General features: G+C 27.9%; 27 protein-coding genes, 4 tRNA genes and 1 pseudogene. 5 read left to right on the top strand and 27 right to left on the bottom strand.

The genetic code is table 11. The features are described 5' to 3' along the window. Nucleotides 1–470: 470 nt before the first annotated feature. The 5 genes from AVANS_RS09255 to AVANS_RS09275 all read right to left on the bottom strand — a co-directional run bounded on the left by AVANS_RS09255 (nt 471) and on the right by AVANS_RS09275 (nt 1,821). A tRNA-Ser gene (locus AVANS_RS09255) sits at nt 471–558 on the bottom strand. 41 nt (nt 559–599) lie between these two features. Beyond that, nucleotides 600–673 (bottom strand) — tRNA-Cys (locus AVANS_RS09260). A 3-nt stretch (nt 674–676) separates the two neighbouring features. Further along, nucleotides 677–764, bottom strand: a tRNA-Leu gene (locus tag AVANS_RS09265). A gap of 18 nt (nt 765–782) precedes the next feature. Then, nucleotides 783–857 (bottom strand) — tRNA-Gly (locus AVANS_RS09270). 67 nt (nt 858–924) lie between these two features. Beyond that, nucleotides 925–1,821, bottom strand: a complete 897-nt coding sequence (locus AVANS_RS09275) for a diguanylate cyclase (RefSeq protein WP_239817591.1) — start codon at nt 1,819–1,821, stop codon at nt 925–927. A gap of 193 nt (nt 1,822–2,014) precedes the next feature. On the opposite strand from AVANS_RS09275, the gene fliQ reads away from it, so the two are divergent. Together fliQ and AVANS_RS09285 are read left to right on the top strand one after the other, a co-directional pair. After that, nucleotides 2,015–2,281, top strand: coding sequence for a flagellar biosynthesis protein FliQ (gene fliQ, locus AVANS_RS09280; protein ID WP_239817592.1), 267 nt, complete (start codon nt 2,015–2,017; stop codon nt 2,279–2,281). After that, nucleotides 2,278–2,700, top strand: coding sequence for a Sua5 YciO YrdC YwlC family protein (locus AVANS_RS09285; protein ID WP_239817593.1), 423 nt, complete (start codon nt 2,278–2,280; stop codon nt 2,698–2,700). The genes fliQ and AVANS_RS09285 overlap by 4 nt, the downstream gene beginning before the upstream one ends. A 54-nt stretch (nt 2,701–2,754) precedes the next feature. On the opposite strand, the gene AVANS_RS09290 is transcribed toward AVANS_RS09285, so the two are convergent. From AVANS_RS09290 to AVANS_RS09300, 3 genes are read right to left on the bottom strand one after another with little or no spacing between them, the layout of a single operon-like run. Continuing rightward, entirely contained in the window at nt 2,755–3,417 is a 663-nt protein-coding gene (locus tag AVANS_RS09290; RefSeq protein ID WP_239817594.1) for an acylneuraminate cytidylyltransferase family protein, read from the bottom strand. Next, nucleotides 3,414–4,538 carry a UDP-N-acetylglucosamine 2-epimerase gene (gene neuC / locus AVANS_RS09295; RefSeq protein WP_239817595.1) on the bottom strand — a complete coding sequence of 375 codons (1,125 nt, stop codon included), beginning with the start codon at nt 4,536–4,538 and terminating at the stop codon, nt 3,414–3,416. The genes AVANS_RS09290 and neuC overlap by 4 nt, the downstream gene beginning before the upstream one ends. Beyond that, nucleotides 4,531–5,562, bottom strand: a complete 1,032-nt coding sequence (locus tag AVANS_RS09300) for an N-acetylneuraminate synthase family protein (RefSeq protein ID WP_239817596.1) — start codon at nt 5,560–5,562, stop codon at nt 4,531–4,533. The genes neuC and AVANS_RS09300 overlap by 8 nt, the downstream gene beginning before the upstream one ends. A gap of 65 nt (nt 5,563–5,627) precedes the next feature. Between AVANS_RS09300 and AVANS_RS09305 the strand changes: the two genes are divergently transcribed. Continuing rightward, the gene (locus AVANS_RS09305) at nt 5,628–6,374 is read left to right on the top strand and encodes an alpha-2,3-sialyltransferase (RefSeq protein ID WP_239817597.1); all 747 of its coding nucleotides are present in this window, start codon (nt 5,628–5,630) and stop codon (nt 6,372–6,374) included. On the opposite strand, the gene AVANS_RS09310 is transcribed toward AVANS_RS09305, so the two are convergent. From AVANS_RS09310 to AVANS_RS09360, 12 genes and pseudogenes are all read right to left on the bottom strand, one after another. Further along, entirely contained in the window at nt 6,364–7,278 is a 915-nt protein-coding gene (locus AVANS_RS09310; RefSeq protein ID WP_239817598.1) for a glycosyltransferase family 2 protein, read from the bottom strand. The two genes, AVANS_RS09305 and AVANS_RS09310, sit on opposite strands and share 11 nt — an antisense overlap. 1 nt (nt 7,279) lies before the next feature. Beyond that, on the bottom strand, nt 7,280–8,197 hold the full coding sequence (locus tag AVANS_RS09315; protein ID WP_239817599.1) for a glycosyltransferase family 2 protein: 918 nt from the start codon (nt 8,195–8,197) through the stop codon (nt 7,280–7,282). Then, a complete protein-coding gene (locus AVANS_RS09320; protein WP_239817600.1) occupies nt 8,188–9,084 on the bottom strand; it encodes a glycosyltransferase family 2 protein in 897 nt (298 codons plus the stop codon). Before AVANS_RS09320 ends, AVANS_RS09315 begins: the two co-directional genes overlap by 10 nt. 266 nt (nt 9,085–9,350) lie before the next feature. Next, nucleotides 9,351–10,367, bottom strand: a complete 1,017-nt coding sequence (locus tag AVANS_RS09325; RefSeq protein ID WP_239817601.1) for a glycosyltransferase family 10 — start codon at nt 10,365–10,367, stop codon at nt 9,351–9,353. Next, nucleotides 10,364–11,407: a GDP-L-fucose synthase gene (locus tag AVANS_RS09330; protein ID WP_239817602.1), complete on the bottom strand. Its 1,044-nt coding sequence runs from the start codon at nt 11,405–11,407 to the stop codon at nt 10,364–10,366. The genes AVANS_RS09325 and AVANS_RS09330 overlap by 4 nt, the downstream gene beginning before the upstream one ends. Continuing rightward, complete coding sequence (locus AVANS_RS09335) at nt 11,404–12,330, bottom strand: glycosyltransferase family 10 (protein WP_239817603.1); 927 nt, start codon at nt 12,328–12,330, stop codon at nt 11,404–11,406. The genes AVANS_RS09330 and AVANS_RS09335 overlap by 4 nt, the downstream gene beginning before the upstream one ends. Beyond that, nucleotides 12,327–13,443: pseudogene (gmd, locus tag AVANS_RS09340) on the bottom strand (GDP-mannose 4,6-dehydratase). The gene AVANS_RS09335 and the pseudogene gmd overlap by 4 nt, the downstream one beginning before the upstream one ends. Nucleotides 13,444–13,456: 13 nt before the next feature. Beyond that, a complete protein-coding gene (locus AVANS_RS09345; RefSeq protein ID WP_239817604.1) occupies nt 13,457–14,806 on the bottom strand; it encodes a mannose-1-phosphate guanylyltransferase/mannose-6-phosphate isomerase in 1,350 nt (449 codons plus the stop codon). Nucleotides 14,807–14,992: 186 nt separating this feature from the next. Beyond that, nucleotides 14,993–15,451 carry a hypothetical protein gene (locus AVANS_RS09350; protein ID WP_239817605.1) on the bottom strand — a complete coding sequence of 153 codons (459 nt, stop codon included), beginning with the start codon at nt 15,449–15,451 and terminating at the stop codon, nt 14,993–14,995. A gap of 37 nt (nt 15,452–15,488) precedes the next feature. Continuing rightward, nucleotides 15,489–16,064 carry a hypothetical protein gene (locus AVANS_RS09355; protein WP_239817606.1) on the bottom strand — a complete coding sequence of 192 codons (576 nt, stop codon included), beginning with the start codon at nt 16,062–16,064 and terminating at the stop codon, nt 15,489–15,491. Between the two features lie 143 nt (nt 16,065–16,207). Further along, entirely contained in the window at nt 16,208–16,333 is a 126-nt protein-coding gene (locus tag AVANS_RS09600; protein WP_275583445.1) for a hypothetical protein, read from the bottom strand. Nucleotides 16,334–16,344: 11 nt separating this feature from the next. Further along, complete coding sequence (locus AVANS_RS09360) at nt 16,345–16,758, bottom strand: helix-turn-helix domain-containing protein (protein WP_239817607.1); 414 nt, start codon at nt 16,756–16,758, stop codon at nt 16,345–16,347. A gap of 1,086 nt (nt 16,759–17,844) precedes the next feature. Between AVANS_RS09360 and galU the strand changes: the two genes are divergently transcribed. Continuing rightward, nucleotides 17,845–18,666, top strand: a complete 822-nt coding sequence (gene galU / locus AVANS_RS09365) for a UTP--glucose-1-phosphate uridylyltransferase GalU (protein WP_239817608.1) — start codon at nt 17,845–17,847, stop codon at nt 18,664–18,666. After that, the gene (locus AVANS_RS09370) at nt 18,663–19,868 is read left to right on the top strand and encodes a glucose-6-phosphate isomerase (protein WP_239817609.1); all 1,206 of its coding nucleotides are present in this window, start codon (nt 18,663–18,665) and stop codon (nt 19,866–19,868) included. The genes galU and AVANS_RS09370 overlap by 4 nt, the downstream gene beginning before the upstream one ends. A 127-nt stretch (nt 19,869–19,995) precedes the next feature. Here the strand turns inward: AVANS_RS09370 and AVANS_RS09375 are convergent, their stop codons facing one another. Genes AVANS_RS09375 through AVANS_RS09405 form a run of 7 tightly spaced genes read right to left on the bottom strand, consistent with a single transcriptional unit; the run spans nt 19,996 to nt 23,997 of the window. Continuing rightward, on the bottom strand, nt 19,996–20,814 hold the full coding sequence (locus tag AVANS_RS09375) for a 4-(cytidine 5'-diphospho)-2-C-methyl-D-erythritol kinase (protein ID WP_239817610.1): 819 nt from the start codon (nt 20,812–20,814) through the stop codon (nt 19,996–19,998). Further along, nucleotides 20,811–21,056, bottom strand: a complete 246-nt coding sequence (csrA, locus tag AVANS_RS09380; protein WP_239817611.1) for a carbon storage regulator CsrA — start codon at nt 21,054–21,056, stop codon at nt 20,811–20,813. The genes AVANS_RS09375 and csrA overlap by 4 nt, the downstream gene beginning before the upstream one ends. Next, complete coding sequence (truB, locus tag AVANS_RS09385; protein ID WP_239817612.1) at nt 21,050–21,847, bottom strand: tRNA pseudouridine(55) synthase TruB; 798 nt, start codon at nt 21,845–21,847, stop codon at nt 21,050–21,052. The genes csrA and truB overlap by 7 nt, the downstream gene beginning before the upstream one ends. Nucleotides 21,848–21,850: 3 nt before the next feature. Next, on the bottom strand, nt 21,851–22,642 hold the full coding sequence (locus AVANS_RS09390; protein WP_239817613.1) for an META domain-containing protein: 792 nt from the start codon (nt 22,640–22,642) through the stop codon (nt 21,851–21,853). Next, nucleotides 22,643–23,035 (bottom strand): META domain-containing protein, encoded by a 393-nt coding sequence (locus AVANS_RS09395; protein WP_239817614.1) that lies wholly within the window; start codon nt 23,033–23,035, stop codon nt 22,643–22,645. After that, nucleotides 23,032–23,442, bottom strand: a complete 411-nt coding sequence (locus AVANS_RS09400; protein ID WP_239817615.1) for an META domain-containing protein — start codon at nt 23,440–23,442, stop codon at nt 23,032–23,034. Before AVANS_RS09400 ends, AVANS_RS09395 begins: the two co-directional genes overlap by 4 nt. Then, nucleotides 23,443–23,997, bottom strand: coding sequence for a TlpA disulfide reductase family protein (locus AVANS_RS09405; protein ID WP_239817616.1), 555 nt, complete (start codon nt 23,995–23,997; stop codon nt 23,443–23,445). It lies immediately after the preceding gene.

Below are 23,997 nucleotides of genomic sequence, written 5' to 3' on the forward strand. Positions count from 1 at the left end.
GCGAAATCTTGGAAAAAGCCAAAAAATCATTCCTAGCGTTACCGAATGGGAATTAAAGAACCTAAAGATAAATAAACATATTATATTAATTTTATTTCTACTTCTAATACCAAATATGCTTTTAGAGACTGCAAACACTCCTAGCTCCGATGGTCTTTTAGCGGAATTAAATCAAATATTAAAGTTAGCTATCAAAAACATTTTTTAAAAAATTTAAATTAAGGGATTTTTAATAGTAAGAATGTTCTTATTTAACAATAAGCCTTTAAATATTCTAATTCCTATTTCCAAGAAAATTTTAAAGAATTTGAAATAGGAAATTAAACCTACTTAAACTCAAAATACACAAATTGCTATAAATAAAATAAATCTTTCAAGAATATTTTATTTTAACGAAGGAGCTAAAAGTTAAAACAAAATATTCTTAATTTTAATAAAATATAAAATGAAAAAGATTGTTAAAAATGAAGTGGCCGGGAGAAAGGGATTCGAACCCCTGGAGGCTTGCACCTCAACGGTTTTCAAGACCGCCGCTTTCGACCACTCAGCCATCTCCCGAAAATTATTAAACAAGCGATAATTTATGCTAAAAAGCCTATTGGAGGTGATACTCGGATTTGAACCGAGGATCAAGGCTTTGCAGGCCCATGCCTTACCGCTTGGCTATATCACCTTATGGTGCCCAGGGCCGGACTTGAACCGGCACGGTAAAAACTACCGAGGGATTTTAAGTCCCTTGCGTCTACCATTTCCGCCACCTGGGCTTTAGTATATAAAATAACTGGAGCGGGAAACGAGGTTCGAACTCGCGACCCCAACCTTGGCAAGGTTGTGCTCTACCACTGAGCTATTCCCGCATATATGAAATAAAGACTGAATTATATATATTTAATCTTAAATAAAACTTAAAATTAAAAATATTTTTTAAGATACTTGAATATTTACTAAATTTTTTCCGCTTTTTTTACCATAATAAAGTTCTTGGTCTGCTATTTTGAAATATTTTTCAAAGTCATCTTTATTAGGATTTTGTATAAAAATTCCACCTATTGTTATAGTTGGTTTTATATTGTATTTTTTAAGTTCTTGTCTTGCTACTGAATTTTTTACTATATTCATACAATGCTCTGCTTCTTGATTGTTTTTAAGATTTACTTTTACTATAAATTCTTCACCACCCCATCTAGCAACCACACCTTTATATTCTAATATTTCGTAATAAATTGCTGATGCTACGCTTTTTAAAACAATATCGCCTATATCATGACCATAATTATCATTTATAGCTTTAAAATTATCTATATCACATATTGCTATTAAAATTGATTCATCTTTATTAAGATTAGAAACGACCTTTTCTTCAAAATACTTTCTATTAAAAAGACCTGTTAAAAAATCTTTGTGTATCAAATAGGTCAAATCTGCTAGTTTTTTGCTCTGAGAAACTGTTGCTAACGCACCATATACAATCATAAAAACAGCACTAGCAAAAGAATTTACATAGAAAAATAATTCTTGAGCATAAGAGTATTCGCCAACCAAATAATCTTTAAAATAATGTAATCCATATACGCTTAAAATCAAACCACAACTTACCATTGCAATACTAGACCATCTAGTAAAAAATGTAAATTGCAAGAAAAACAAACACATTAAAACAACATTAAACCCACTAGCAAAACCTAAATAATAAGAGCCTACGATTTGATGAGTAAAAATCTCAAAAAATGTCATAAAAAAGGCTAGTTTTGTTCTATGTATTGAATAAAAACAAATTGCTAAAATATAATTTGTAATAGAATAAATATTAAAAATAGCCATCGGAGTTATTTCATTAAAATAAAAAATCAAACAATAACAACAATGGGTAAGGAGTATAGATATTAAAAGCCAAAGGTTTATATCAAATTCTTTTATTAGTTTTAAAAAATTAGTTTTAATAGCTCTTCCTTGTTTTGGTTATATTTAGTTATTTTGCCTAAAATTATTTAATAATTAGATGATAAGGATTAATATGGAAAGCACACTTGTTTCGCTTGGAGTATCAACTTTTAAAATCGCTTTAATGCTATCTTTGCCAATGCTACTTGCTGGACTAATTGCAGGTCTTTTGATAAGTATTTTTCAAGCTACAACGCAAATTAACGAAATGACTTTAAGTTTTGTGCCTAAAATAATCCTAGTTGTTATCATAATAATATTTTTAATGCCGTGGATGATGAATCAAATGATAGATTTTACAACCATGATTTTAAATAAAATTCCAAGCTTTGTAAAATGATTTATCTAGCTCAAACTGACACTACTGCAGGGTTTTTAAGCAAGGATTATAAAGAAATTAATTTTGCCAAAAAGCGAAATTTAAATCAGCCTTGCATAACAACAAGCGCTTATCTAACAAGCTTAAAACTTTTAGCAAAATGCCCAAATAAGTTTAAAAACAAAATAAGAAGAGCAAAAAAAACCACATATATTCATAAAAACGGCTTATCTTTTAGGCTAGTAAATGATAATAAACATAGTATATTTTTAAAAGATTTTAAATATTTATACTCAAGTAGTGCTAATTTACACGGGGATAAATTTAATATAAACTATGCAAAAAGTATCGCAAATATAATTGTAGATGATAATCTAAACGAATCTAGCTCATCTACAATGATAAAACTAAGAAATCATAAGCTAAAAAAAATTAGATAATTCCTATTTCAAATTCCGAAATTATTCTCTAAATGATAAGCAAAATTTCAAAATTTAAATCAATTTTGTTAGAAGCTGCAAATCCCATTCAGCATCTATATCAATTGAATGTGATTGTTTCATAACAAATGCTATTTCATTATCATTAAAGCTTGTATTTTCATCTATATCTTTAATATAATTTATATAAATAGCTCCGTTGATTTTATAATTTTTCTTAAAATCTTGACGTCTTATTGTGCTATTTTGCTCTATTATTTTTTCTAATTTATCATCTTTTATAGTTCTAAGTAGCACTACATTATCACCTTCGCATACACTAGCTACACTTTTTTCATGTTTTAAAAAAGTCTTAAAAGCTTCTTTAATATCTTTAGCATCTCTAAGCGGTGAAGTTGGTTGTAAAATTATTAAAACATCAAATGTTTTACCTATTTTTTTATATTCATCTAAAACCTCTAAAACACAATCTAAAGTTTTAGCCGTATCACTACTTGTCTTCTCGCTACGCAAAAACGGCACATTAGCACCATAACTTTTAGCAATATTTGCATATTCTACACTATCGGTTGATACCATTACTTCATCGCAAATGTCACTTGTTTTAGCGGCTTTTATAGTGTATGCCATTAAAGGAATATCATTTACGAGTCTAATATTTTTATCTTTTACACCTTTACTGCCGCTTCTTGCTGGAATGATTGCCAAAACTTTCATAAATCATTAAACCTTTTTTGTAAATTTGTTTTCCATATTAAATCATTTTTTAATACGTTTAAAAATTCATTAGCACAATTTCCACTACTAAAAATATTATCTTTATTTTTTATACTAAAATCATGTGTTTTTATAAAATCTAAAAGCTCGCTATCATCTGATTTAAAAGTCTTTAAAAATCTAATATCATCTTTAACTCTTGCGTTTTGTCTAGAGCCTATATTTATACAATAAGTTCCATAAACCCTAGCCTCTCTAATACCAGCTGAGCTATTTCCTATAATAAATTTCGCATGTTTTAACAAAATTAAAAATTTTTCAAATTTAATTGATGGAAACAACTTAAATCTTGGATTAACTTCTAATTTTTTTAACTCACCTAAAATAATTTCGCTACCTAAATCATTATTTGGATATATGCAAATATAATTTTCTTTACTATCAATTAATACACGAATTAAATTCTCAACTTGATATTGTATAAAATTAACTTCGGTCGTAACTGGATGAAATGAAAATACTGCGTAATCTTTAAAATCTATACCATAATATTTTTTAACATCTTCTAAAGTTGGTAAATCATCGCTTAGCATTACATCAATATCAGCTGAACCTATTATAAAAATGGTCTTTTCGTCTTCCCCTAATTGAATAAGTCTAGCTTTAGCTTCATCATTTGCTACAAAATGTATATGGGATAGCTTAGTAACTGAATGTCTTATACTATCATCTATAGTGCCGCTTTTTTCTCCACCTTCAATATGAGCTACTAGAATATTGTTAAACGCCCCAACAATAGCTCCACCTAACGCCTCTGGTCTATCTCCGTGAATTACTATCATGTCAGGTTTATACGAACCTACAAACTCGCTAAAATCACTTATAAAATGAGATAAATTAATATCAGTTTTATTTGTTTCATATTTTTTTGCTAAATATAAATTTGAAAATCCATCCTTAATAATCTCTTTATAAGTGCTTCCAAATTGCTCTAGCAAATGCATACCGCAAGCATAAATCATATAAGAAAAATCATCACACTTATCAATCTCTTTTATAAGTGGTTTAATCTTTCCCCAATCAGCCCTAGTCCCACTTACAAAAAGTATTTTTTTACTCATTTATCATATCCCAGGTTATATGAGTATCGTTTTCTATATCATATTTTGCTTTTTTGCCCAATATACTCTCATAATGTTCAGCTAGTATTTCACCTGTTCCAGGGCGTTTTACCCAAAGATTATCTACACTAAACACTTCTCCTTTTTTAATAGGTTTTATACTTACGCAAGTTGCAAATGCAAAATCAATAGTAACCTTTTCTTCTTTTGCTGCTTCTTTTTTGCCACCTTTCATTTGATGAAGTTCTTTTGCAGCATTTACAAGCTCTCTTGCTTCATTTTCATCCATAGAACAAACTATATCTTCTCCAACTCTATTTTTGTGATCGGTGAAGTGCCTTTCAATTATCGTTGCACCTAAAGCAATAGCTGCAATTGATGAATTGTTATTTAAAGTATGATCACTAAGTCCTATTTCTAAATTAGGAAATTCTCTCATCATCTCTTGCATAGCTCCAAGTCTTACTAAATGTGGTGGTGTTGGATAAAGATTTGTAGTATGAAGTAATGCAATAGGAGTGTTCTCGTCTTTAAAAATCTTCACAGCCTTTTTAATAGAAGCTATATCATTCATGCCTGTTGAAATAATTGTAGGCTTGTGAAAACTAGCGATTAATTTTAAAAGCGGATAGTTATTCATCTCGCCAGAGCCAATTTTATAAGCACTTACCCCAAAACTCTCTAATCTAAGAGCAGCTACACGGCTAAATGGAGTTGATATGAAAATCATGCCTTTACTTTCTACATATTTTTTAAGCTCTAATTCATCATTTTCATTTAAAGCACATCTAGCCATAATATCATATATGCTATCGTTTGAGTTGCCTGGAATTACCTTTTTAGCTTCTTTACTCATCTCATCTTCTACTATATGAGTTTGATGTTTTACTATTTCAATCCCTGCACGATGAGCTGCATCTACCATCTGTTTAGCAACTTCAAGGCTACCACCATGATTAATACCAATTTCCGCAATAACTAGTGCCGGATGATTTTCATCTATAATTCTATTTAAAATTTGCATTTTTTAACCTTAATTTTTATTTAAAGGTTATACTACATTGCTAGTGTAAAAAAAAGGATTTAAAGATGATAAATTTTAAAAGAGATAGCGATAATTTAATTGTAGCCGGAAACGGTCCAAGCCTTAAAAATATAGATTTAAATTCATTGCCAAGTAATTTTGATGTATTTAGATGTAATCAATTTTATGCCGAAAAACAATATTATATTGGTAAAAACATTAAATTAGTTATGTTTAATCCACAGTTTATATATTCTCAACTAAAAACAATTCAAGAAATATCAAAGAATCAAGAATATGAAATAGAATATATATGTTTAAATTATGTAAATAAAGGATGGGATGAGAATTTTGATTTAAATGAATTGTTAAATCATCATCCATATATTTACACTTTAAAAGATTTATTAAATTATAAATATTTAAAAGAACTAAGCTTATATAATTATTATGATAATTTAAGGCCAACTTCCGGAATATTGCTAATGTTATTAGGTAAATCCTTAGGTTATAAAAACATATACTATATAGGTATGGATTTTTTGGAAGGTAATAATTTAGAACAAATTGATTTTAACAAAACAAGCAATATCAATAAGATGATATATAAAAATAACAACTTTGAAAATATGCATGATAAATTAATTGATGAGTATTTTTTAAATTTAACACAAGCTAAAAAACTTGGAAGAGTACACGATCAAATTAATTTTATAAACAAAGCAAATAATAGCATTATAGATATCGTTGAATACAATCAAACCAACTTGAAGCCAAAAATAAAAAAGAAATTTTTAGGTATCAAATTTTAAAATTATTTAAAAACCCAATAATTTTAAAGTATTTTTTATTTATGCTTAATATGAGTCTAAACAAAGGCTTTATTCTTGGATATTTAGTTGTTCTATATTTATATAGTTTATATACTAATGATTTTTTTAATCTATACAATAAAATTCTCTTTATTTTCTTAGTATCTTTTGATTTATTTCTACCAATTAAATTAATTACATATTTTTCAGTACTTATATTAGCTTTAATCTTTTTTAAATTACCCGTATTCATTATTGAATTACTGTTTATATAATATTTATATAAATATGTGCTTACCGAAATTATATTTTTTGAACAATTAAGTATAAAATAAAATACCAATGCATCTTCTGCCATATTAATTTTGCTTGTTATATCAATAAAGGTTATAGACTTTAAATATAAATCTTTTTTAACACATTTAAAACATAAATTCCAAAATGAATCTATTCCATAAATAAATTTATGAAAATTAGAATTTACAAAACATTCATCATTAAAAGTTTTTACTTGTATAATTTTATTTTCTTGAATATATATAGCATTAAAACAAATCATATCAATGCAACTTTGCCCCCCCCCAGCAATACTATTTACAATCTCACAAGCGTTAAGCTCTAATTCATCGTCTGGATCTAAAAACATAATTAATTCTGAATTAGCATTTCTTACACCTATATTTCTAGCTTCATAAGTGCCTTGGTTTGTTATATTATCAATAATTTTTATTCTATCATCTATATTTGCGTATTCTTTTGCAATATCTATACTTCTATCTTGACCTTTATCATCTACCACTATTATTTCTATATCTTTTAATGTTTGATTTATACAGCTTTCAAGCGCACGAGCAATATATTTTTCTACATTATATGTTGGTAGAATTATTGATATTAGTGGCATTTTAACCTTTATTTAAATATTTCTTTTGTAGATATCTTAATCTTTTAATTTCTAATTTATATTTAATTTTATTTATTAATTTATTTACCAAGCTAGTATTCATATTTTGAACAAGTAATTTTTCTTCCATAATTACTTTTTTTATAAAAAAATCATGAGAATAATACAAATCTTTTTTAAAAATATTAGGATATTTACAAAATAAATAATTAAAAAAAACAATTATTTCTTGTTTAGTTTTTATAGAAACTTCCAAACTATTTAAAGTTTTAATATTGGTCATAGAAGTATTGTTTTTATAATATTTGTAAAGTGTAAAAGTTATTTTTTTATAACAACCACAAATAGCATTCAATATAAAATTAAAAACAACATCTTCAGCAATATTTATATTAGTCAAATCATATTCCTGAATATATTTAAAGCACTCCAAATATTTTTGCTTTTTTATAGCCATATCCCACATTAAAAAATCAAAATATTCTAATTTCTTTATTCTTTTAATAAAATCATCATAATCTTTAGGGTGATTTAATTTAAAACTATCATCAAAACCTATTAAATTATATCCAAATCTTAAAACCTCACAATTTTTATCAAAATTATTATAAACAATCTCACAAGCATTAGGTTCAAGCTCATCATCTGGGTCTAAAAACATAATTAATTCACTTGTAGCTACCTTTACCCCTTCGGCTCTTGCATGGAGTAATTTTAAATTTTCTTCATTATGAATAATCCTTATTCTATAATCACGACTAGCGTATTCATATGCAATATCTATACTTCTATCTTGACCTTTATCATCTACCACTATTATTTCTATGTCTTTTAATGTTTGATTTATACAGCTTTCAAGCGCACGAGCAATATATTTTTCTACATTATATGTTGGTAGGATTATTGATATTAGTGGCATTTTAACCTTTCGTATGTTTTTTTAACAAGCTTTTGCTGTTTAATGCTAATTAATTTTAACTTTAAATATTTTAAAATATTCTTTTTTTTATAAATTCTTCTTGAATATGAATAATATTCAGCTAATAATTTATTCTTGCAATATTCTGAATAATTTTTATTAAAATCATTTATGCTTGAAATATTATCTATAAGCTCTATTACCTTAAAATATGAATATTCTACCGCTTTATATTTTTCATTATCATAACTTTTAGTAATAGATTCTATATCTTCATAATATTTATAAATGCTTATATTATTTAATAGTATTTTATCACAAATATTTGCTAAAACATAGCTTATTAGGGCATCTTCTGCCATTACTAGCCTATCATACTTTCCTATAATTTCAATCGTTCTTAAAAATAAATCTTTTTTAATTACCCTAGCACATATACTCCATACACTTTTTTCTTTCATGTACTCAATGTTACTTAGTGATTTATCATTACGTTTAATAAAATAAGAACTTTGGTGATTCATAATAGAAAACGCACTAAAGCAAACCATATCAATACTAGGTTTCATATTTTCTAAAGCTATCTCACATGCGTTAAGTTCTAATTCATCATCTGGGTCTAAAAACATAATTAATTCTGAATTAGCATTTCTTACACCTATATTTCTAGCTTCATAAGTGCCTTTGTTTGTTGTATTATCAATAATTTTTACTCTATAATCACGACTAGCGTATTCATATGCAATATCTATACTTCTATCTTGACCTTTATCATCTACCACTATTATTTCTATATCTTTTAATGTTTGATTTATACAGCTTTCAAGCGCACGAGCAATATATTTTTCTACATTATATGTTGGTAGAATTATTGATATTAGTGGCATTTAAAACCTCATAACTTATTTATATAATCTTACTATTTTCATATAACATTCTAATAAATTTAATATTCATATTTACAAAACTAAAATTAACTACAGCAAATATTATCAATAAAAAAACAAGTGTTATTAGTTATACTATTCTTAATTTTATCAACATATAATTAAGAATAGAAATGCAAAAATAATATTTTTACAACTTATAAACATCATATTAGCACATTATAAAAATATTTTCTTTACAATAACAATTAAAATCTAACAATTCATCATTTGCTTAATAATAATTTAAACAACTTTTTCGGATGCCTTAAATAATATTTGATATTAAAATTTTTATTATTAGATGCAGGTATATAAGATAATACTTCACATATTTTATCTTCAACCCTATGGTGCATATAAGCTCTTTTTGCATTAATACTGTCTTGATCGAAAATACTAAATAAAAACTCTTCACATTTATCATTAAAATATTTTACATAATCAATATTTTCTTTAAATACCGATTCTGTGGCTATTTTTAAAAATAAATCATTATTATTATCAATAATATTTATATACTCAATAGCCTCTTCAAAGTTACTAAATTTATTTATATTAATATAAGATTTTGGATTTATAATATCATCTATTCTAGGATCACCCCAATATATCGGAATACATCCAGCAGAAAAAGCTTGAAAAATTTTTTCTGTAATATATCCCGGATGATAACTATTTTCAAAACATATATTAAATTTATAATTTTTTAGCCATTCTATTTTACTCTTTGTAAAATCATTATATCTATCACCTATATAACCTCTAATATTATTTAAATGTCTTCCGCCTGAATCTACTTTTTTATAATTGCAAAGCTTCTTAAAAAATTCATCTCTTGGGCTAAAATTTGAAGGTGATGTAACAATAAAAGCACAAAATTTGCTCTTATACTTTAATAATTCTTGTCTGTTATTAATATTTTGAATATTGCAATAATCATAATTCCAAAAAGCAAATGGAAATCTAAAATGTCTATCTAAAAAATCAATATAATCACAGTCAATAGCGTAATCTGCAAAATCCCAATTTGCTCTCGCATTTTCACCTGAAATAAATATTTTAACACTATTTATGTATTTTATATGCTCTAATCCAAATGGACCAAATATAACATAATCAGGATTATTAGAATAAACTACTTTGTACTTTTTTGAAAGAATTTGAACAAAGGTATTGTTATAAAAATTTTCTTCATTATCTTTTTCCCACCAATCAACAATCCTTAGCTTTATCTCTTTCAAAACTTTTCCTTATAATTTTCATAAACACTTTTTATGCCTTCTTCAAGTCTTATTTTTGGTATAAATCCAAGCTTATTTAACTTTGAGCTATCCATAAGCTTTTTCATAGTGCCATCAGGTTTAGCAGCGCTAAAGACTATCTCTCCACCAAAACCCACGATATCTTTTATCATATAAGCTAAATCTTTTATGCTTATATCACTTCCAAAACCAACATTTATATGGGTATTTTTTATCTCGCCATTTCCACATATATCTTTAAAGTCTACATTTTCAAGCACAAAAACACTTGCAGCTGCCATATCATCAACATGCAAAAACTCTCTTAAAGGCCTTCCACTTCCCCAAATCTCTACGCTTTTATCACTCACACCAAATTTAGCTAAATATTCTCTAGCCTCATTTATATTAGCCACGCCCAAATCCTTACAAACTTCATCAAATTTATTTTTACTAAGTAGTTTTGCAAGGTGCATTTTACGAATAAGCGCTGGCATTACGTGGGATTTTTCTAAATCAAAATTATCATTATTACCATAAAGGTTTGTCGGCATTACAGAGATGAAATTTGTGCCATACTGCAGATTATAAGATTCACACATCTTAAGACCAGCTATTTTTGCTACCCCGTAAGGCTCGTTTGTATACTCTAGCTCATCAGTTAGCAAATATTCTTCTTTTATGGGTTGTTTTGCATTTTTTGGATAAATACAGCTTGAACCTAAAAACAAAAGCTTTTTAACACCATACAAATACGCACTATGGATTATATTGTTTTGAATTTGCAAGTTTTCATATATAAAATCAGCCCTATAGGTATTGTTTGCCATTATACCACCAACTTTTGCAGCTGCTAAAACTACATAATCAGGCTTTTCTTTAGCAAACATTTGCTCTACTTTTACTTGATTTGTTAAATCTAGCTCATCATGACTAAAACAAACGAAATTTGTGTAACCTTTGTTTTTTAAATGTTTTAAGATAGCAGAGCCAACAAGCCCATTGTGTCCTGCTATATAAATTTTATCTGTTTTTTTCATTGCATCCCAATCATTATTTTAATTTTATCAAAAAATTTAATTTGTCTTTTTATGGCTTTATATTTATTAAGAGAAAAAATATTATCTAAAAATTCATCTAATTTTTCATAATACATTTTATGATAATCTATATCTTTTAAAAAAATAGGTTGTTTTAACATGTTTAAATAAGCTTCTTCATTACTATCAATTTCTTTTATTTTTTCTAAAGCTTCATTAAAATCTGCATAATTTTGAATGTTTATATAGGAATTAGGATTTATTATTTCATTTATACTTGGATCACCCCAATATATAGGAATACAACCAGCCTCAAAAGCATGAAATAATTTTTCAGTGAGATAACCACTTGATGATGAATTTTCAAAACAAATATTGAATTTGTATTCTTTTAGCCATTCTAATTTCGATTTTTTAAAATTTTTATATCTATCACCTACTCTATAACCTAAATTATTCAAATACCCCCCACCACTATCAACTTTTTTATAAGCATTTAAAAAATTAAAAAATTCATCTCTCGGAGAATTTTTAGCCCTTGCGCTAACCAAAAAAGAGCAAAATTTATTTTTAAATTTTAATTTTTCTAACCTTTTTTCCAATGTTGAATCATAAAATGATTCAGATAAATAATGATAGTGTTTTAAATGCCTTTCATTGTTAGCAATATTATTATCAAAATCAATTCCATAGTCACATTCATCAAAATTTGAAACCTTATTTTCAAGCGTAAAAAAAATCTTAACACAATTGTTAAATTTCTTATGATTATCCCCAAATGGTCCATACAATAAATAATCAGGTGTATTAGAATAAACTACTTTATATTTTTTTTGCAATCTTTTAATAATTAAATTATTATAAAAATTAGCTTCATTATTTTCACCCCACCAGTCAGCAACAAGCATTTTTAATACTTTCATTCAAAATACCTTAAGATTTTATATCCACCGTCTTGTAGGTATTTATCTTTTTGCATTAATTTTAAATCTGATTTTACCATATCTTTTACAAGCATATTTAAATCATATTCAGGTACCCAGCCAAGTTTTTCTTTAGCCTTACTTGCATCGCCTATTAAAAGCTCTACTTCAGTAGGCCTAAAATACCTTGGATCAACTGCTACAATTTCTTTGCCAATTTCAAGTTTATGCTCACCATGACAAGCTTTTACATAGCCTTTTTCATCTACTCCATTGCCACGAAACTCAACTTCAATTCCAAGCTCAGCAAAAGCAAGTCTTACAAACTCACGAACTTCCGTTGTAACTCCAGTTGCTATTACCCAATCTTCTGGCTCTTTTGCCTGTAAAATCATCCACATCATTTTTACATAATCTTTTGCATGACCCCAGTCTCTTTTAGCTGATAAATTACCCAAATATAACTTATCTTGCATTCCAAGGGCGATTTTTGCAGCTGCACGGGTTATCTTTCTAGTTACAAAGGTTTCTCCTCTAATAGGGCTTTCATGGTTAAATAGTATTCCATTACAAGCAAAAATATTATAAGCCTCGCGGTAATTTACAGTAATCCAATAAGCATAAAGCTTAGCACAAGCATAAGGAGAGCGAGGATAAAATGGAGTTTTTTCTGTTTGTGGAACTTGCTGAACTAGACCAAAAAGCTCACTTGTAGATGCTTGATAAATTTTAGTTTTATCAGTTAGTCCTAAAAACCTAATCGCTTCAAGAAGTCTAAGAGTTCCTATACCATCAGCATTTGCAGTATATTCAGGTGTATCAAAACTAACATGAACATGGCTCATCGCAGCAAGGTTATATATCTCATCAGGTTTTACTTCACTCACAATTCTAGTTAAATTCATAGAATCAGTCATATCGCCATAGTGTAAGAAAAAACCATTATTAGCCACACTGCTATCCTCCATAAGATGGTCAATTCTATCTGTATTAAAAAGTGATGCTCTTCTTTATAATCCCATGAACCTCATAACCTTTGTTTAGTAAAAACTCAGATAAATACGCTCCGTCTTGACCAGTAACACCAGTTATTAAAGCTACTTTTTTACTCATTTAAATTCCTTTCTTAAATTCTATTATAATCATCTTCAAATCTTACTATATCATCTTCGCCTGTGTATTCGCCAACTTGAGCTTCAATTAGCACAAGCGGGATTTTACCATCATTACTTAGGCGATGAATTTGCCCCATTTTTATATACACAGACTCATTTGCTCTTACAAGTTGCTTTACCCCATCTATTTCAACACTTGCCGTTCCACTTACTACTATCCAGTGCTCGTTTCTGTGAAAATGCTTTTGCAAAGATAGTCTCTTACCTACATTTACAACGATTTTTTTAATCTTATAACCATTTGCAACTTCAAGCACACTATAACTACCCCAAGGTCTATAAGCTGTAGTATGAGCCTTGCTTACTTCATCATCTTTTAGCTCACTTACTATTTGCTTTACATTGTGAGACTCACCCTTTTTTGAGATTAATAAAGCATCTTTTGTATCAACTACTATTAAATCATCAACACCTACTAAAGATACTAATTTATCGCTATATACAAAGTTATTATTTGAATTTACGACTTTATGCTCCACGCTTTTCATTTCATTACTTAAAGCCTCAAAGCTACCCAAATCAGACCAATTTATATCAGCAGGGACAACTTTAATCAGGTTTGATTTTTCCATAACAGCATAATCAATGCTATTTTCAGGGATTTGTGTCATATCATCAAGTTTTATCCTAGTAGTGTTATTGTTTTTATTAGAGTTTTGATAGGCTTTTAAACTCATCTCATAAATATCATTTGAATGTTTTTTAAGCTCTTCTAAAAATATACCAGCTTTAAACATAAACATTCCAGAATTCCAAAAATACCCCCCCCCGCTTAAGTATTTTTGTGCTGTTTTTATATCTGGTTTTTCGTAAAAACCATCTACATTTAAATTATCGCTTGATTTTATATATCCATATCCGGTTTCAGCGTGAGTTGGTTTTATGCCAAAAGTTACTAAAAAGCCTTCATTAGCTAACTCATTTGCTTTTTTTACAACCTTTTCATACGTTAATAAATCTTTTATAAGATGGTCGCTTGGAGTTACCAAAACCACTTCTTCAGCGCTAAGTCCCATACAAGCAAGAGCTATCGCAGGAGCCGTATTTTTAGCAAGTGGTTCAAGTAAATACGATATGTTTTTATAAATTTCGTTTGTTTGGCTTATCTCATCAAGTGCCAAAAAATACTGCTGTTCATTTGATACAACAATGGTTTTTTCACAAAGTTTTGAATTTCTCTCACATGTTAGTAAAAACAAAGATTTATTATCAAAAATCCTAAGAAATTGTTTAGGCATAAGACTTCTACTAAGCGGCCAAAGTCTAGTCCCACTCCCACCACATAAAATTATATTGGTCATTTTATTTAATCCTAAAATAAAAATTAATCAATTATTGCTAAACTTTTTTAATATTTATTAATTACAAAGATAATTATGATAAATACTTGCATATTTCCAGCAACAGGTTATAGAACTAATTTTACATATCATAACACAGCAAGTTAAAACTAACAACTAAGCAATAAGCTTAGCTGTTATCGCATACTAACCTGCAAAGTATTTACTTAAATCTTTTACAGGTTGAGAATCACCAATAATTCTATCATAAGTTTCATCCATAAGTAGCTTTAAATATTTTACATCATAATTCTCTAAGTCATGATTATACACATGTTTTTCAAAAGCTGTTTTAGCTTTTTCTAATGTTTCGTAAGGTAAACTATCTTGATTTTGTATATTATTATTAACACGTTTTGTTTTACCAATAAAGTATTCTTTCATATTTTTAATTTCACCAAAGCGTTGTTTTATAACTTCAGTTTTATTAAGTTCATGCTTTATATTTTCAAAATCATAAATCACATCTAAATCAATTCCATTAGAAATAAATTTAGTAGCAACATCTACACCTTTAGCTTTCATCTTAACTAAAAATAACTTATCTAATAAAACTCTTTGTCTAATAATATTAAACTCCAATAGATATTCAACAGCTGTTTTCATATCTCCATCCAATTCTAAAACAATTTGCTTATAACACTCATTTCTTTTTTTCTTTTTTTTCCTCAGTATTTTCTAAAGTATTTTCATTGTTAAAATTTATAAGATGTTTAAAATTATTATAAAATCTATAAACTCTATGGTTTAAAAAACATTCCATTGCTAAATGTATCTCGTTTTTTTGATAAGAATAAACAAAATCGTTAGAATATATAGCATCAATTAAACTTAATGACTTAGCATTGCTAAAGCAATTAAAACAACCAAAATCTCTATAAATATTGCTAAGTTGATATAGGATATCATCAATAGCATGCTTTAAGTGATGATTAAAATCAGCTTCTAATGAATATTTTCGCTCTTCTATGGTTTTAAATAATTTTCTATAGCTTGAAATTGTAGTTAGCAAATCATAATGATATTTTTCTAGTACATTATGTCTAAAAAATGGCGGTAATAATGAAAATAGTCCTAAAGTTTCTAAATTATTAGCATAATTACCTTTTGAAAAATAAATTACAAACATATACTCATAAACAGCATTCAAACTTTCAATAGATTTAATACAATCATCATTTAGTTTCTTTTCAATATTATTAATATTCTTTCTCACCATTTTTATATCATTGTGGCTTGAATAATTTCTACATTTTGCAAGAAAATTAATAATCTTTACCAGCTCTTTATTATTTGTAATATTATATTGATAAATAACAGCAGGAATTATATCATCACCAAGCGTAAGCTCTTCAATGCCACCTATAATAATTTTAAGGCTGCTTCAGCTCTAATACCAACTTCTCTTATAAGGTCAAATTCTTTCTTATATTGACTATAAATCTTAGTCGCCTGTCTCACCTTTTCTAAATCGCTTATGTTTACCATTTAATCTCCTTTTATTTTTGTTTATTGATTTTTTTTAAATCACTTGAAACAGTCTGTTGACTACACATTAGTATATCTGCTATATCTTTTTGCTTTATACCTTTGTTATGCATGTCTTCAATCGCATCCATTCGTTCTTGCGGCGATAGTTTTTTAGAATAAGTTTTTGAAATTGTATTTTGATAGAGGGTTTTTTCCACCGTAAAACTACATCTTTCAGTACCATCACTAGAATCAAAACTACCTTTAATGGTAGCTTGCCCCTCACGTGTATTGCTAATTTCTATTTTAGCATTACTAGCAGTGATTACTTGTTCTAGTATTGCTTTAACTTGCTCTACTACTGTTTGAGTGAGTTGGTCATTCTCTTTTGATACTGTTGCATTTATAGATTGTATTGAAACTTGAGTATTTTTATCACTCATATTTACTCCTTTTAAATAAATTTTGTACTATATTAGTACATAGGTACTATTTTAACTAAAAATAGTAAATAATTAATTTTAGTGATAATACTTAAGCTTAAATCAAACTTTTATATTGCAATTATTTATAATTATACCCGTGATTATATTGAATAAATTACCCTAATGCATAAAAGTATACATATATGTAAAACCATAAATTATTAATGTTTTATTATATGTTCTTCACTTATTTTGTTTTTAATCCTTTATTAAAGTAGTTGAATTTATATAAATTGATACATAAAGCTTAAGTTTGCATCTTTCAGTTAAGTATTATTAGACCATATAAAACAAGTTCATTTTTCATATATCTCTATTTGTCTTCTGAACAGACTTCACTAAAATTAATATATTATTAATTTACCTATTTGTAGTTATTCTACTATATCTTGTAGGATTAGTATAGCTTTGAAAAAATAGATTCTCTAAAACCTAGGTTCTAAGTTTAAGACTTAAAATTTATCCTACTATCAAACCTTATACTCAATACTATATATCTTGTGTACTTACTTCTATCTTTTTCATAATTTGTTATTTTCTTTATGAGATGTATATTTGTAACTAAAAAATAAATTTAATAGATTTTTATTAGCTTTGATAAGCACCTGCTTTCAAAAAATAAGTTTTTTATTATCAAACACTATAATATAGGTTTTTAATCCAATTTGACTTATTAGAGTTACTAACTATTTAGAAAATTATCTCAAGAATGACTTTTTATTAAAACCATGAAAAGTTTTTTTGCTTTATTGCTGTTTTTTTAACTATAGGACATAAATTGCTCGACTATAACTATATCAGTATTTTAATATATCCATAAAATATACTAAAATCATATTTTATCTTTTAAAATAACTCTTCCAAACCTTTTCTCGCATAGGATTATCTTGTTTTTTTACATTTATAAAACTATTTTTTAAGTGCTTAATCTAGAATTATAAATAGGAATTATTATTGATATTAGTGGCATATTTACCCTTATAAATATAAATTAACACATTATTGCTAAACTTTTTTAATATATACCTAAAAAAGGAAGAAATAATGATAAAGACTTGTATATTTCCAGCGGCGGGTTATGGAACTAGATTTTTACCTGCTACAAAAACACTACCTAAAGAAATGCTACCGATACTTGATAAGCCTTTAATTCACTATGCTATGGAAGAAGCTATTGAGGCAGGGCTTACAAATATTGGTATCATCACAGGTAGAACAAAAAGAGCTTTAGAAGATTATTTTGACATATCTTATGAGATAGAAGACGCTATAAAAGGCAGTGAAAAAGAAAAGCTTTTGAGCGATGTTCGCCGTCAAATGGAAGTATGTAATTTTACATTTACTAGACAACGCAAAATGAATGGTCTTGGAGATGCGATAAACCATGCAAAATATATGGTAAATAATGAAGCTTTTGGAGTGATTTTGGCTGATGATTTATGCGTAAATGATGAGTGCGGTGTAATGAGTCAAATGGTAAAAGCTTATGAGAAATATCGTTGTAGTGTAGTAGCACTTATGGAGGTGCCAAATAAAGATACCAAAAAATACGGAATTATAGAAGGCGTAAAACTAGAAGAAAACATCTATAAAATCACCGACATGGTAGAAAAGCCTGACCCAAAAGACGCTAAAACAAACTTAGCTATTATAGGTCGTTATATCCTAACCCCTGATATTTTTGACATCTTAGACAATACCCCTGCAGGCAAAGGCGGAGAGATACAAATAACAGACGCACTAAACACTCAAGCAAAAGAAGGAAGATGTATTGGGCTAGTATTTAGCGGACTTAGATTTGATTGCGGTAGCGTAGAAGGCTTTTTTGAAGCTACAAAATACTTTTATGAAAGAGATTTTAAATGATAAATTACGAAGGGTATTTTGAAAAAACTAGCAAAGAAATCATAAATGATTATATAAATAGAATGAACACTGAAAGGCAAAGTGGCGAAGTGGGGTTTTATGATTTGCCACTAGAATTTGAAATAGGAATTTCAAAATTAAAAAAAGCTAAAGAAAACTTTAAAAACAAAAGTCATTTTGTAGTGCTTGGAATGGGTGGTAGTAGCGTTGGAACAAGGGCGATTGCTAGTTTTTTAGGTATTAAAAACATTGATTTTTTAGACAATATCTCAACAACTCTTTTTAATGAAATTTTAGAAAAAATTAGCCTTGAAAAGACCCTTTTTATCCTTGTTTCAAAATCAGGAAATACCATTGAATGTATAAGTTATTTTAGGATTTTATGCGACAAGTTAAATCTTAGCATAAATGAGCTAAGGCACCATTTTATCGGCATTTGCATGAAAGAAACTAAGCTTTATGAGTTTTTGCAAACAAACGAAATTATGCATTTTAACTTAGATGAAAATGTTAGCGGTAGATTTTCTGTGCTTAGTAATGTTGGGCTTGTGCCACTATATCTTGCAGGGGCTGATGTAGAAAGTATCATAAACGGCGCAAAAGCTTGCATGAGTGATACTTTGGCTCGTAAGCATATCATAAATCTAGCCTACACGCTAACAACAAAAATGATTAATAAAAACTATGTTTTATTTACATATTGCGAAGAATTACGCCATTTTAACGAGTGGTTCGTGCAGCTTGTAGCTGAAAGTCTTGGCAAGTTTAAAGAATATAAACGCGTTGGGCTTACTCCGATTAGCCTAATAGGTCCAAAAGACCAGCATTCGTTTTTACAACTCATAATTGAAGGTCCAAAGGATAAATTTGTTGAGTTTATTCGCATAAAACCAAGCGAGAATAGCCCAAAAATAAAACCCATAAAAGGACTTGAAAACCTTGAAAATCAAAGCGTAGGACATAGCCTAGATGAGCTACTTTACGCTCAAAGCAAATCTTGTCTTGATGCTATAAAGGCTGAAGGAATTGATACAAGCCTGATTGAGCTTGATAGCAAAAGTGCTTATAATATCGGGTATTTGATATATTATTATGAGCTTGTTGTTGGAGCTTGCGGGCTTATGATGGGGATAAATACTTACAATCAACCAGGCGTTGAAAGCGCTAAAAAACTTCTAAAAGTCTTGCTTACTACGAAATAGGTTTTATAAGACCTATTTCTTGTTAAAATTAAAAATCAAATTCCTATTTCAAATTCTATGAAATTTCTTGTTATATTAGATTAAAAAACAAAAGAATTTGAATTAGGCTTTTAAATTTTAAAATTAATTAAACTAATTTAAAAAAACTTCCACCACTACCGCTTAAAAAAAGTTCTTTTTTAGCATAATTTATAGTGCTAGGATACAAAGAATTGCAAGGTCTTAATAAATCATTTAGCTCGTAATTTTTAAAAGTACTTAAAAGCTCCTTTGTTTTTAGTCTGCTAAGCTCGTCGTTTTTATAATATTTTGGCTCTTTTGCAAACTCGCAAAACACATCTTTGGTGCTACAAGGCTTAGAAAATTCTAAACTAAACTCGCATTCATCATCGCTAAAGTCTTCTATAATTTCTCCATATCCACTAACATTTGCGCTCTTTAGCCCACTAGCAAAAAAGCTAACATCAGCCCCACTCTTACTTGCAATTTGCATAATATCAAAAGGCTTTATATCGTTTAATAATTTTATAAAACAAGCTGCGTTTGAACTAGCCCCGCCAAGCCCTGCAAAAGTTGGGATATTTTTTTGCAAAATTAGAGCGAAATTATTTTGAAATTCCTGTTTTAAATTCTCATCAACTAAGCTTAAAACCTTTGAGAAAATATCGCTTTTTGAATAAAAATTGCTTACCAAATTATCATTTATTAAATACATTTTATCAAGCAAAACGTCTTCTTTAAACTCGCTTTCGTAAGCAATATTTTTAATTATGGAATTTAGATTAGGAATTTGCTTTAGATGATAATCTTTTGCCTTATCTTTTGGCACTAAAAACAACTCATCATATAAATTATCAAGCCTATAAAATCTTGAAATTAATTGATGATAGCCGTTTTTTTTGCCTGTAATTTTTAAAAATACATTGATTTTTGCAAAAGATTTCATTGCTTATCTTTTTTATACATTGAAAGAGAACTTACCAAACTATCTAATAAATCGCTTGATGATGCAGCTGATTGAATGTTTTCATCTTTTACGCAATCTACTAGCTCATCTCTTAAAATCAAAGTTTGTTTTGGTGCTTCTATGCCGATTTTTACGCTATCGCCTTTGATTTCAAAAATCTTGATTTTAATCCCACCATCAATTACTATTCCTTCTCCTGCGTTTCTTGACACTACTAACATTTTTCCACCTTATTTAAAATATATTCTATTTTTTCATCTAGTTTTATTATGCTAAAACATTCTCCTAAGTCAATTTTATATGTTTTATATTCTTGATATTTAAAATCATTTAAGCTAAGCTTTTTGCCTAATAAAACATCGTTTATATCGCCTAAATATTCATTTTCTTCTAAATCAACGCTTGTGTATGCGTCATATTTTTTAAACTCTTTAAACTCACCTTCGCTAATTCTTCTAAGAGAACTTAGCGTTCCTACTACGCCTAATTCATCGCAAATTAGCTGTGCGTATGAGCGAACATAAGTTCCTTTGCTAGCACTTAATCTAAAGCTTATAAATGGGAAATTATAATGCAAAAGCTCTGCTTTTACACTCATTACACACTCGCTTAACACTACTTCTTCGCCATTTCTCGCTAGCTCATAAGCTCTTTTGCCATTGATTTTTTTAGCACAAAATATAGGCGGAGTGTATTTTATATCGCCTTGAAATTTATTAAAAGCAACCTTAATTTGCTCTAAAGCAAGCTCATTTACATTAGTTAAGCTTATATTTTCATTATCAAGGCTAGGGCTACTTGCACCAAGCCAAATTGTAGCTTCATAAACCTTTGGCTCAAGATTTAAAAAGCGAAATAATTTTGCATGTTTTTTATCAGCACACAAAAGCGCTCCACAAGCAAAGGGATCAAGCGTTCCTGAATAGCCTAATTTTACGCCTAACTTTTTGCCTAATTTACTTGCGTAGGTGTTTGAGCTTATATTTATAGGTTTATTTGCTAGAAAAATCATCTTTTACTCATAATACAAAATCAAATCTTTGCTAAAAAAGTCATTTCTTTGCTCTTTTAATGTTTTTAGATTTGTTTTTAGTATGTTTTCAAGCTTTGAGCTTTTACATTTTAAAGCTGTGCTTTTAATATCACTAAAAGAAAACTCGTTTGTATATCTATCGCCGTTTTTTGCCTGAGTTAATTTGCCATAGATTAGATTGCAGCCCACAAAGATAGTAAATTCATCATTTTTTATCACAATACCCCAAGCTTTTTCATTAGGTGCTTTAAATAAAGAATTTTTATATTTTATCGCTTGTAAAAACTCGCCTTTGCTTAAAAGTTTGCCATTACTCATATCAATGTTTGAGATATTATATAATTTAAGAAGCTTGTCTTTAAATTCACTAATTACTTTCTCGTCATAATTTTTATAAACAACTAAATCTTTTAAATTTATCTTGATTTCTTCGTTTTCTAAAAACTCGCAATTTCTTATTTTAAATTCCTTAAGAGTTTTTAGTATAAATTCTTCATCAGCTTTGGCTTTTTTAGAACACATATAAGTATTTTGCTTAACCTCATCTAAGATTAATAAGCCATCATTTTGTTTTATTTTGCCATAAAACATATTGCATTTTGTATTTAGCTCAAACTCGTCTTTATTAATAATAAAATTATAAGGGTTACTTCCAGCTAAAACACTATTTGTCTTCTTATCCACTAAGCTTTGTATTTCGTAATTGCCATCTTTAATAATCGCATTAGCATTTGCAAAAAGAACTAAAAATACGCTTAATAATAATTTTTTCATTTAGTTGCTACCAAATTTTATCTTTATCTTATCATTGCCTAAGATATTTTCACGCTCTAAGCTAAGTTCATCTAGTGAATCTAAAAGTAGTTTTTCAAGCATTGCTTCTCTTTTAAAACACATCATTTTAGTGCTTGCTAAGTTGTTGAAAAATAATTTTCCGCTTTTTTGCTTAGTATCTGCAATTAATTTATTGCAACCTACATAGATTATAAATTTATTTTTATCTAGAAAAAAAGCCCAACCACCAGTGTTTTGCTCACAAACGCCACTTTTAGTATCTAAAATACAATCTATTCTATATTCGCCATCTTTAATAATTTTTTCATTATTTTGATTACTTGCACAAGCAATGAAAACTAATGCAAGTAATGAGATTAAATATTTTTTCATTTATTTTCTTCTATTGTGATTTTCACTTTATCATTTTCTAAAGAATTTGAAGAAATATCTAGCTCAGTTAGTGAGCTTGTAACCAAATCTTCAACCTTCATCAAATCCTCAGGACACATCATTTTTGTACTTGCTGGAGCTTTGAAAATTAACTTACCATTATTTTGTTGAACTTCTCCAAAAATTCTATTACATCCAACAAACATTCCAAATCTATTATTCTCAATCATAATAGACCAATTTCCTGTATTAGGGTATTGTGAATTGTTTTGCTTATCAAGAATATGGATTATTTTATATTCGCCATTTTCAAGAGTTTTATTTACATTCATTTCATTTCCTTGATTTTGTATATTTGCACAGCCAAAAAACGCTAATGCACTTAATAATATTAAAGATTTTTTCATTTATTCTCCTTTGATTTTGTTGATACTTTCTCTTAATAAGCCTTCATCGGCTTTACCTAAAATAAAATACTCATTACCTAGTTTTTGATATTTGCCATCTTTTAACATAACTTTAAAAGGTAATTGAACTTGAGTGTTATATTTTATATCATTTGTGATTGCTTCTACGATTAAATCTGCTCTTTCATCATTTGTTAAAAAATAATAAGCATTGTAGTTTTTAGCAAATTCTTTTAATTTTTGTGCGTCTGCATTCTCTGCATAAGATAAGCCTAAGATTACTAAATCATCTAAATGCTTTGATTGAATATCAAAAAGCATAGGAGCTTCTAATCTACAAGGCTGACAAAATGTGCCAAAAATATCAATTAATAATAATTTATTGCTATCAACTATTTTAAAGCCATTTTCTAATCTTTGTATTTTAAGCTCTTGATTATCCCAACTCTTAAGAGTTATTATATCTCCTGCTTTTAATTCTTTTACGCTTTCATCTTTGCTACAAGCAGTGAAAAATAAAACAAAAATACTTAATACTAATAATAATTTTTTCAT

The sequence above is a fragment of the Campylobacter sp. RM5004 genome, from assembly GCF_022369455.1.
Lineage (GTDB): Bacteria > Campylobacterota > Campylobacteria > Campylobacterales > Campylobacteraceae > Campylobacter_E.

Coding starts and splice junctions, on each gene's coding strand:
- AVANS_RS09275 (WP_239817591.1), bottom strand. CDS start 1,821: ATGGCTATTTTTAATATTTATTCTATTACAAATTATATTTTAGCAATT.
- fliQ (WP_239817592.1), top strand. CDS start 2,015: ATGGAAAGCACACTTGTTTCGCTTGGAGTATCAACTTTTAAAATCGCT.
- AVANS_RS09285 (WP_239817593.1), top strand. CDS start 2,278: ATGATTTATCTAGCTCAAACTGACACTACTGCAGGGTTTTTAAGCAAG.
- AVANS_RS09290 (WP_239817594.1), bottom strand. CDS start 3,417: ATGAAAGTTTTGGCAATCATTCCAGCAAGAAGCGGCAGTAAAGGTGTA.
- neuC (WP_239817595.1), bottom strand. CDS start 4,538: ATGAGTAAAAAAATACTTTTTGTAAGTGGGACTAGGGCTGATTGGGGA.
- AVANS_RS09300 (WP_239817596.1), bottom strand. CDS start 5,562: ATGCAAATTTTAAATAGAATTATAGATGAAAATCATCCGGCACTAGTT.
- AVANS_RS09305 (WP_239817597.1), top strand. CDS start 5,628: ATGATAAATTTTAAAAGAGATAGCGATAATTTAATTGTAGCCGGAAAC.
- AVANS_RS09310 (WP_239817598.1), bottom strand. CDS start 7,278: ATGCCACTAATATCAATAATTCTACCAACATATAATGTAGAAAAATAT.
- AVANS_RS09315 (WP_239817599.1), bottom strand. CDS start 8,197: ATGCCACTAATATCAATAATCCTACCAACATATAATGTAGAAAAATAT.
- AVANS_RS09320 (WP_239817600.1), bottom strand. CDS start 9,084: ATGCCACTAATATCAATAATTCTACCAACATATAATGTAGAAAAATAT.
- AVANS_RS09330 (WP_239817602.1), bottom strand. CDS start 11,407: ATGAAAAAAACAGATAAAATTTATATAGCAGGACACAATGGGCTTGTT.
- AVANS_RS09335 (WP_239817603.1), bottom strand. CDS start 12,330: ATGAAAGTATTAAAAATGCTTGTTGCTGACTGGTGGGGTGAAAATAAT.
- AVANS_RS09345 (WP_239817604.1), bottom strand. CDS start 14,806: ATGACCAATATAATTTTATGTGGTGGGAGTGGGACTAGACTTTGGCCG.
- AVANS_RS09350 (WP_239817605.1), bottom strand. CDS start 15,451: ATGAAAACAGCTGTTGAATATCTATTGGAGTTTAATATTATTAGACAA.
- AVANS_RS09355 (WP_239817606.1), bottom strand. CDS start 16,064: ATGGTGAGAAAGAATATTAATAATATTGAAAAGAAACTAAATGATGAT.
- AVANS_RS09600 (WP_275583445.1), bottom strand. CDS start 16,333: ATGGTAAACATAAGCGATTTAGAAAAGGTGAGACAGGCGACTAAGATT.
- AVANS_RS09360 (WP_239817607.1), bottom strand. CDS start 16,758: ATGAGTGATAAAAATACTCAAGTTTCAATACAATCTATAAATGCAACA.
- galU (WP_239817608.1), top strand. CDS start 17,845: ATGATAAAGACTTGTATATTTCCAGCGGCGGGTTATGGAACTAGATTT.
- AVANS_RS09370 (WP_239817609.1), top strand. CDS start 18,663: ATGATAAATTACGAAGGGTATTTTGAAAAAACTAGCAAAGAAATCATA.
- AVANS_RS09375 (WP_239817610.1), bottom strand. CDS start 20,814: ATGAAATCTTTTGCAAAAATCAATGTATTTTTAAAAATTACAGGCAAA.
- csrA (WP_239817611.1), bottom strand. CDS start 21,056: ATGTTAGTAGTGTCAAGAAACGCAGGAGAAGGAATAGTAATTGATGGT.
- truB (WP_239817612.1), bottom strand. CDS start 21,847: ATGATTTTTCTAGCAAATAAACCTATAAATATAAGCTCAAACACCTAC.
- AVANS_RS09390 (WP_239817613.1), bottom strand. CDS start 22,642: ATGAAAAAATTATTATTAAGCGTATTTTTAGTTCTTTTTGCAAATGCT.
- AVANS_RS09395 (WP_239817614.1), bottom strand. CDS start 23,035: ATGAAAAAATATTTAATCTCATTACTTGCATTAGTTTTCATTGCTTGT.
- AVANS_RS09400 (WP_239817615.1), bottom strand. CDS start 23,442: ATGAAAAAATCTTTAATATTATTAAGTGCATTAGCGTTTTTTGGCTGT.
- AVANS_RS09405 (WP_239817616.1), bottom strand. CDS start 23,997: ATGAAAAAATTATTATTAGTATTAAGTATTTTTGTTTTATTTTTCACT.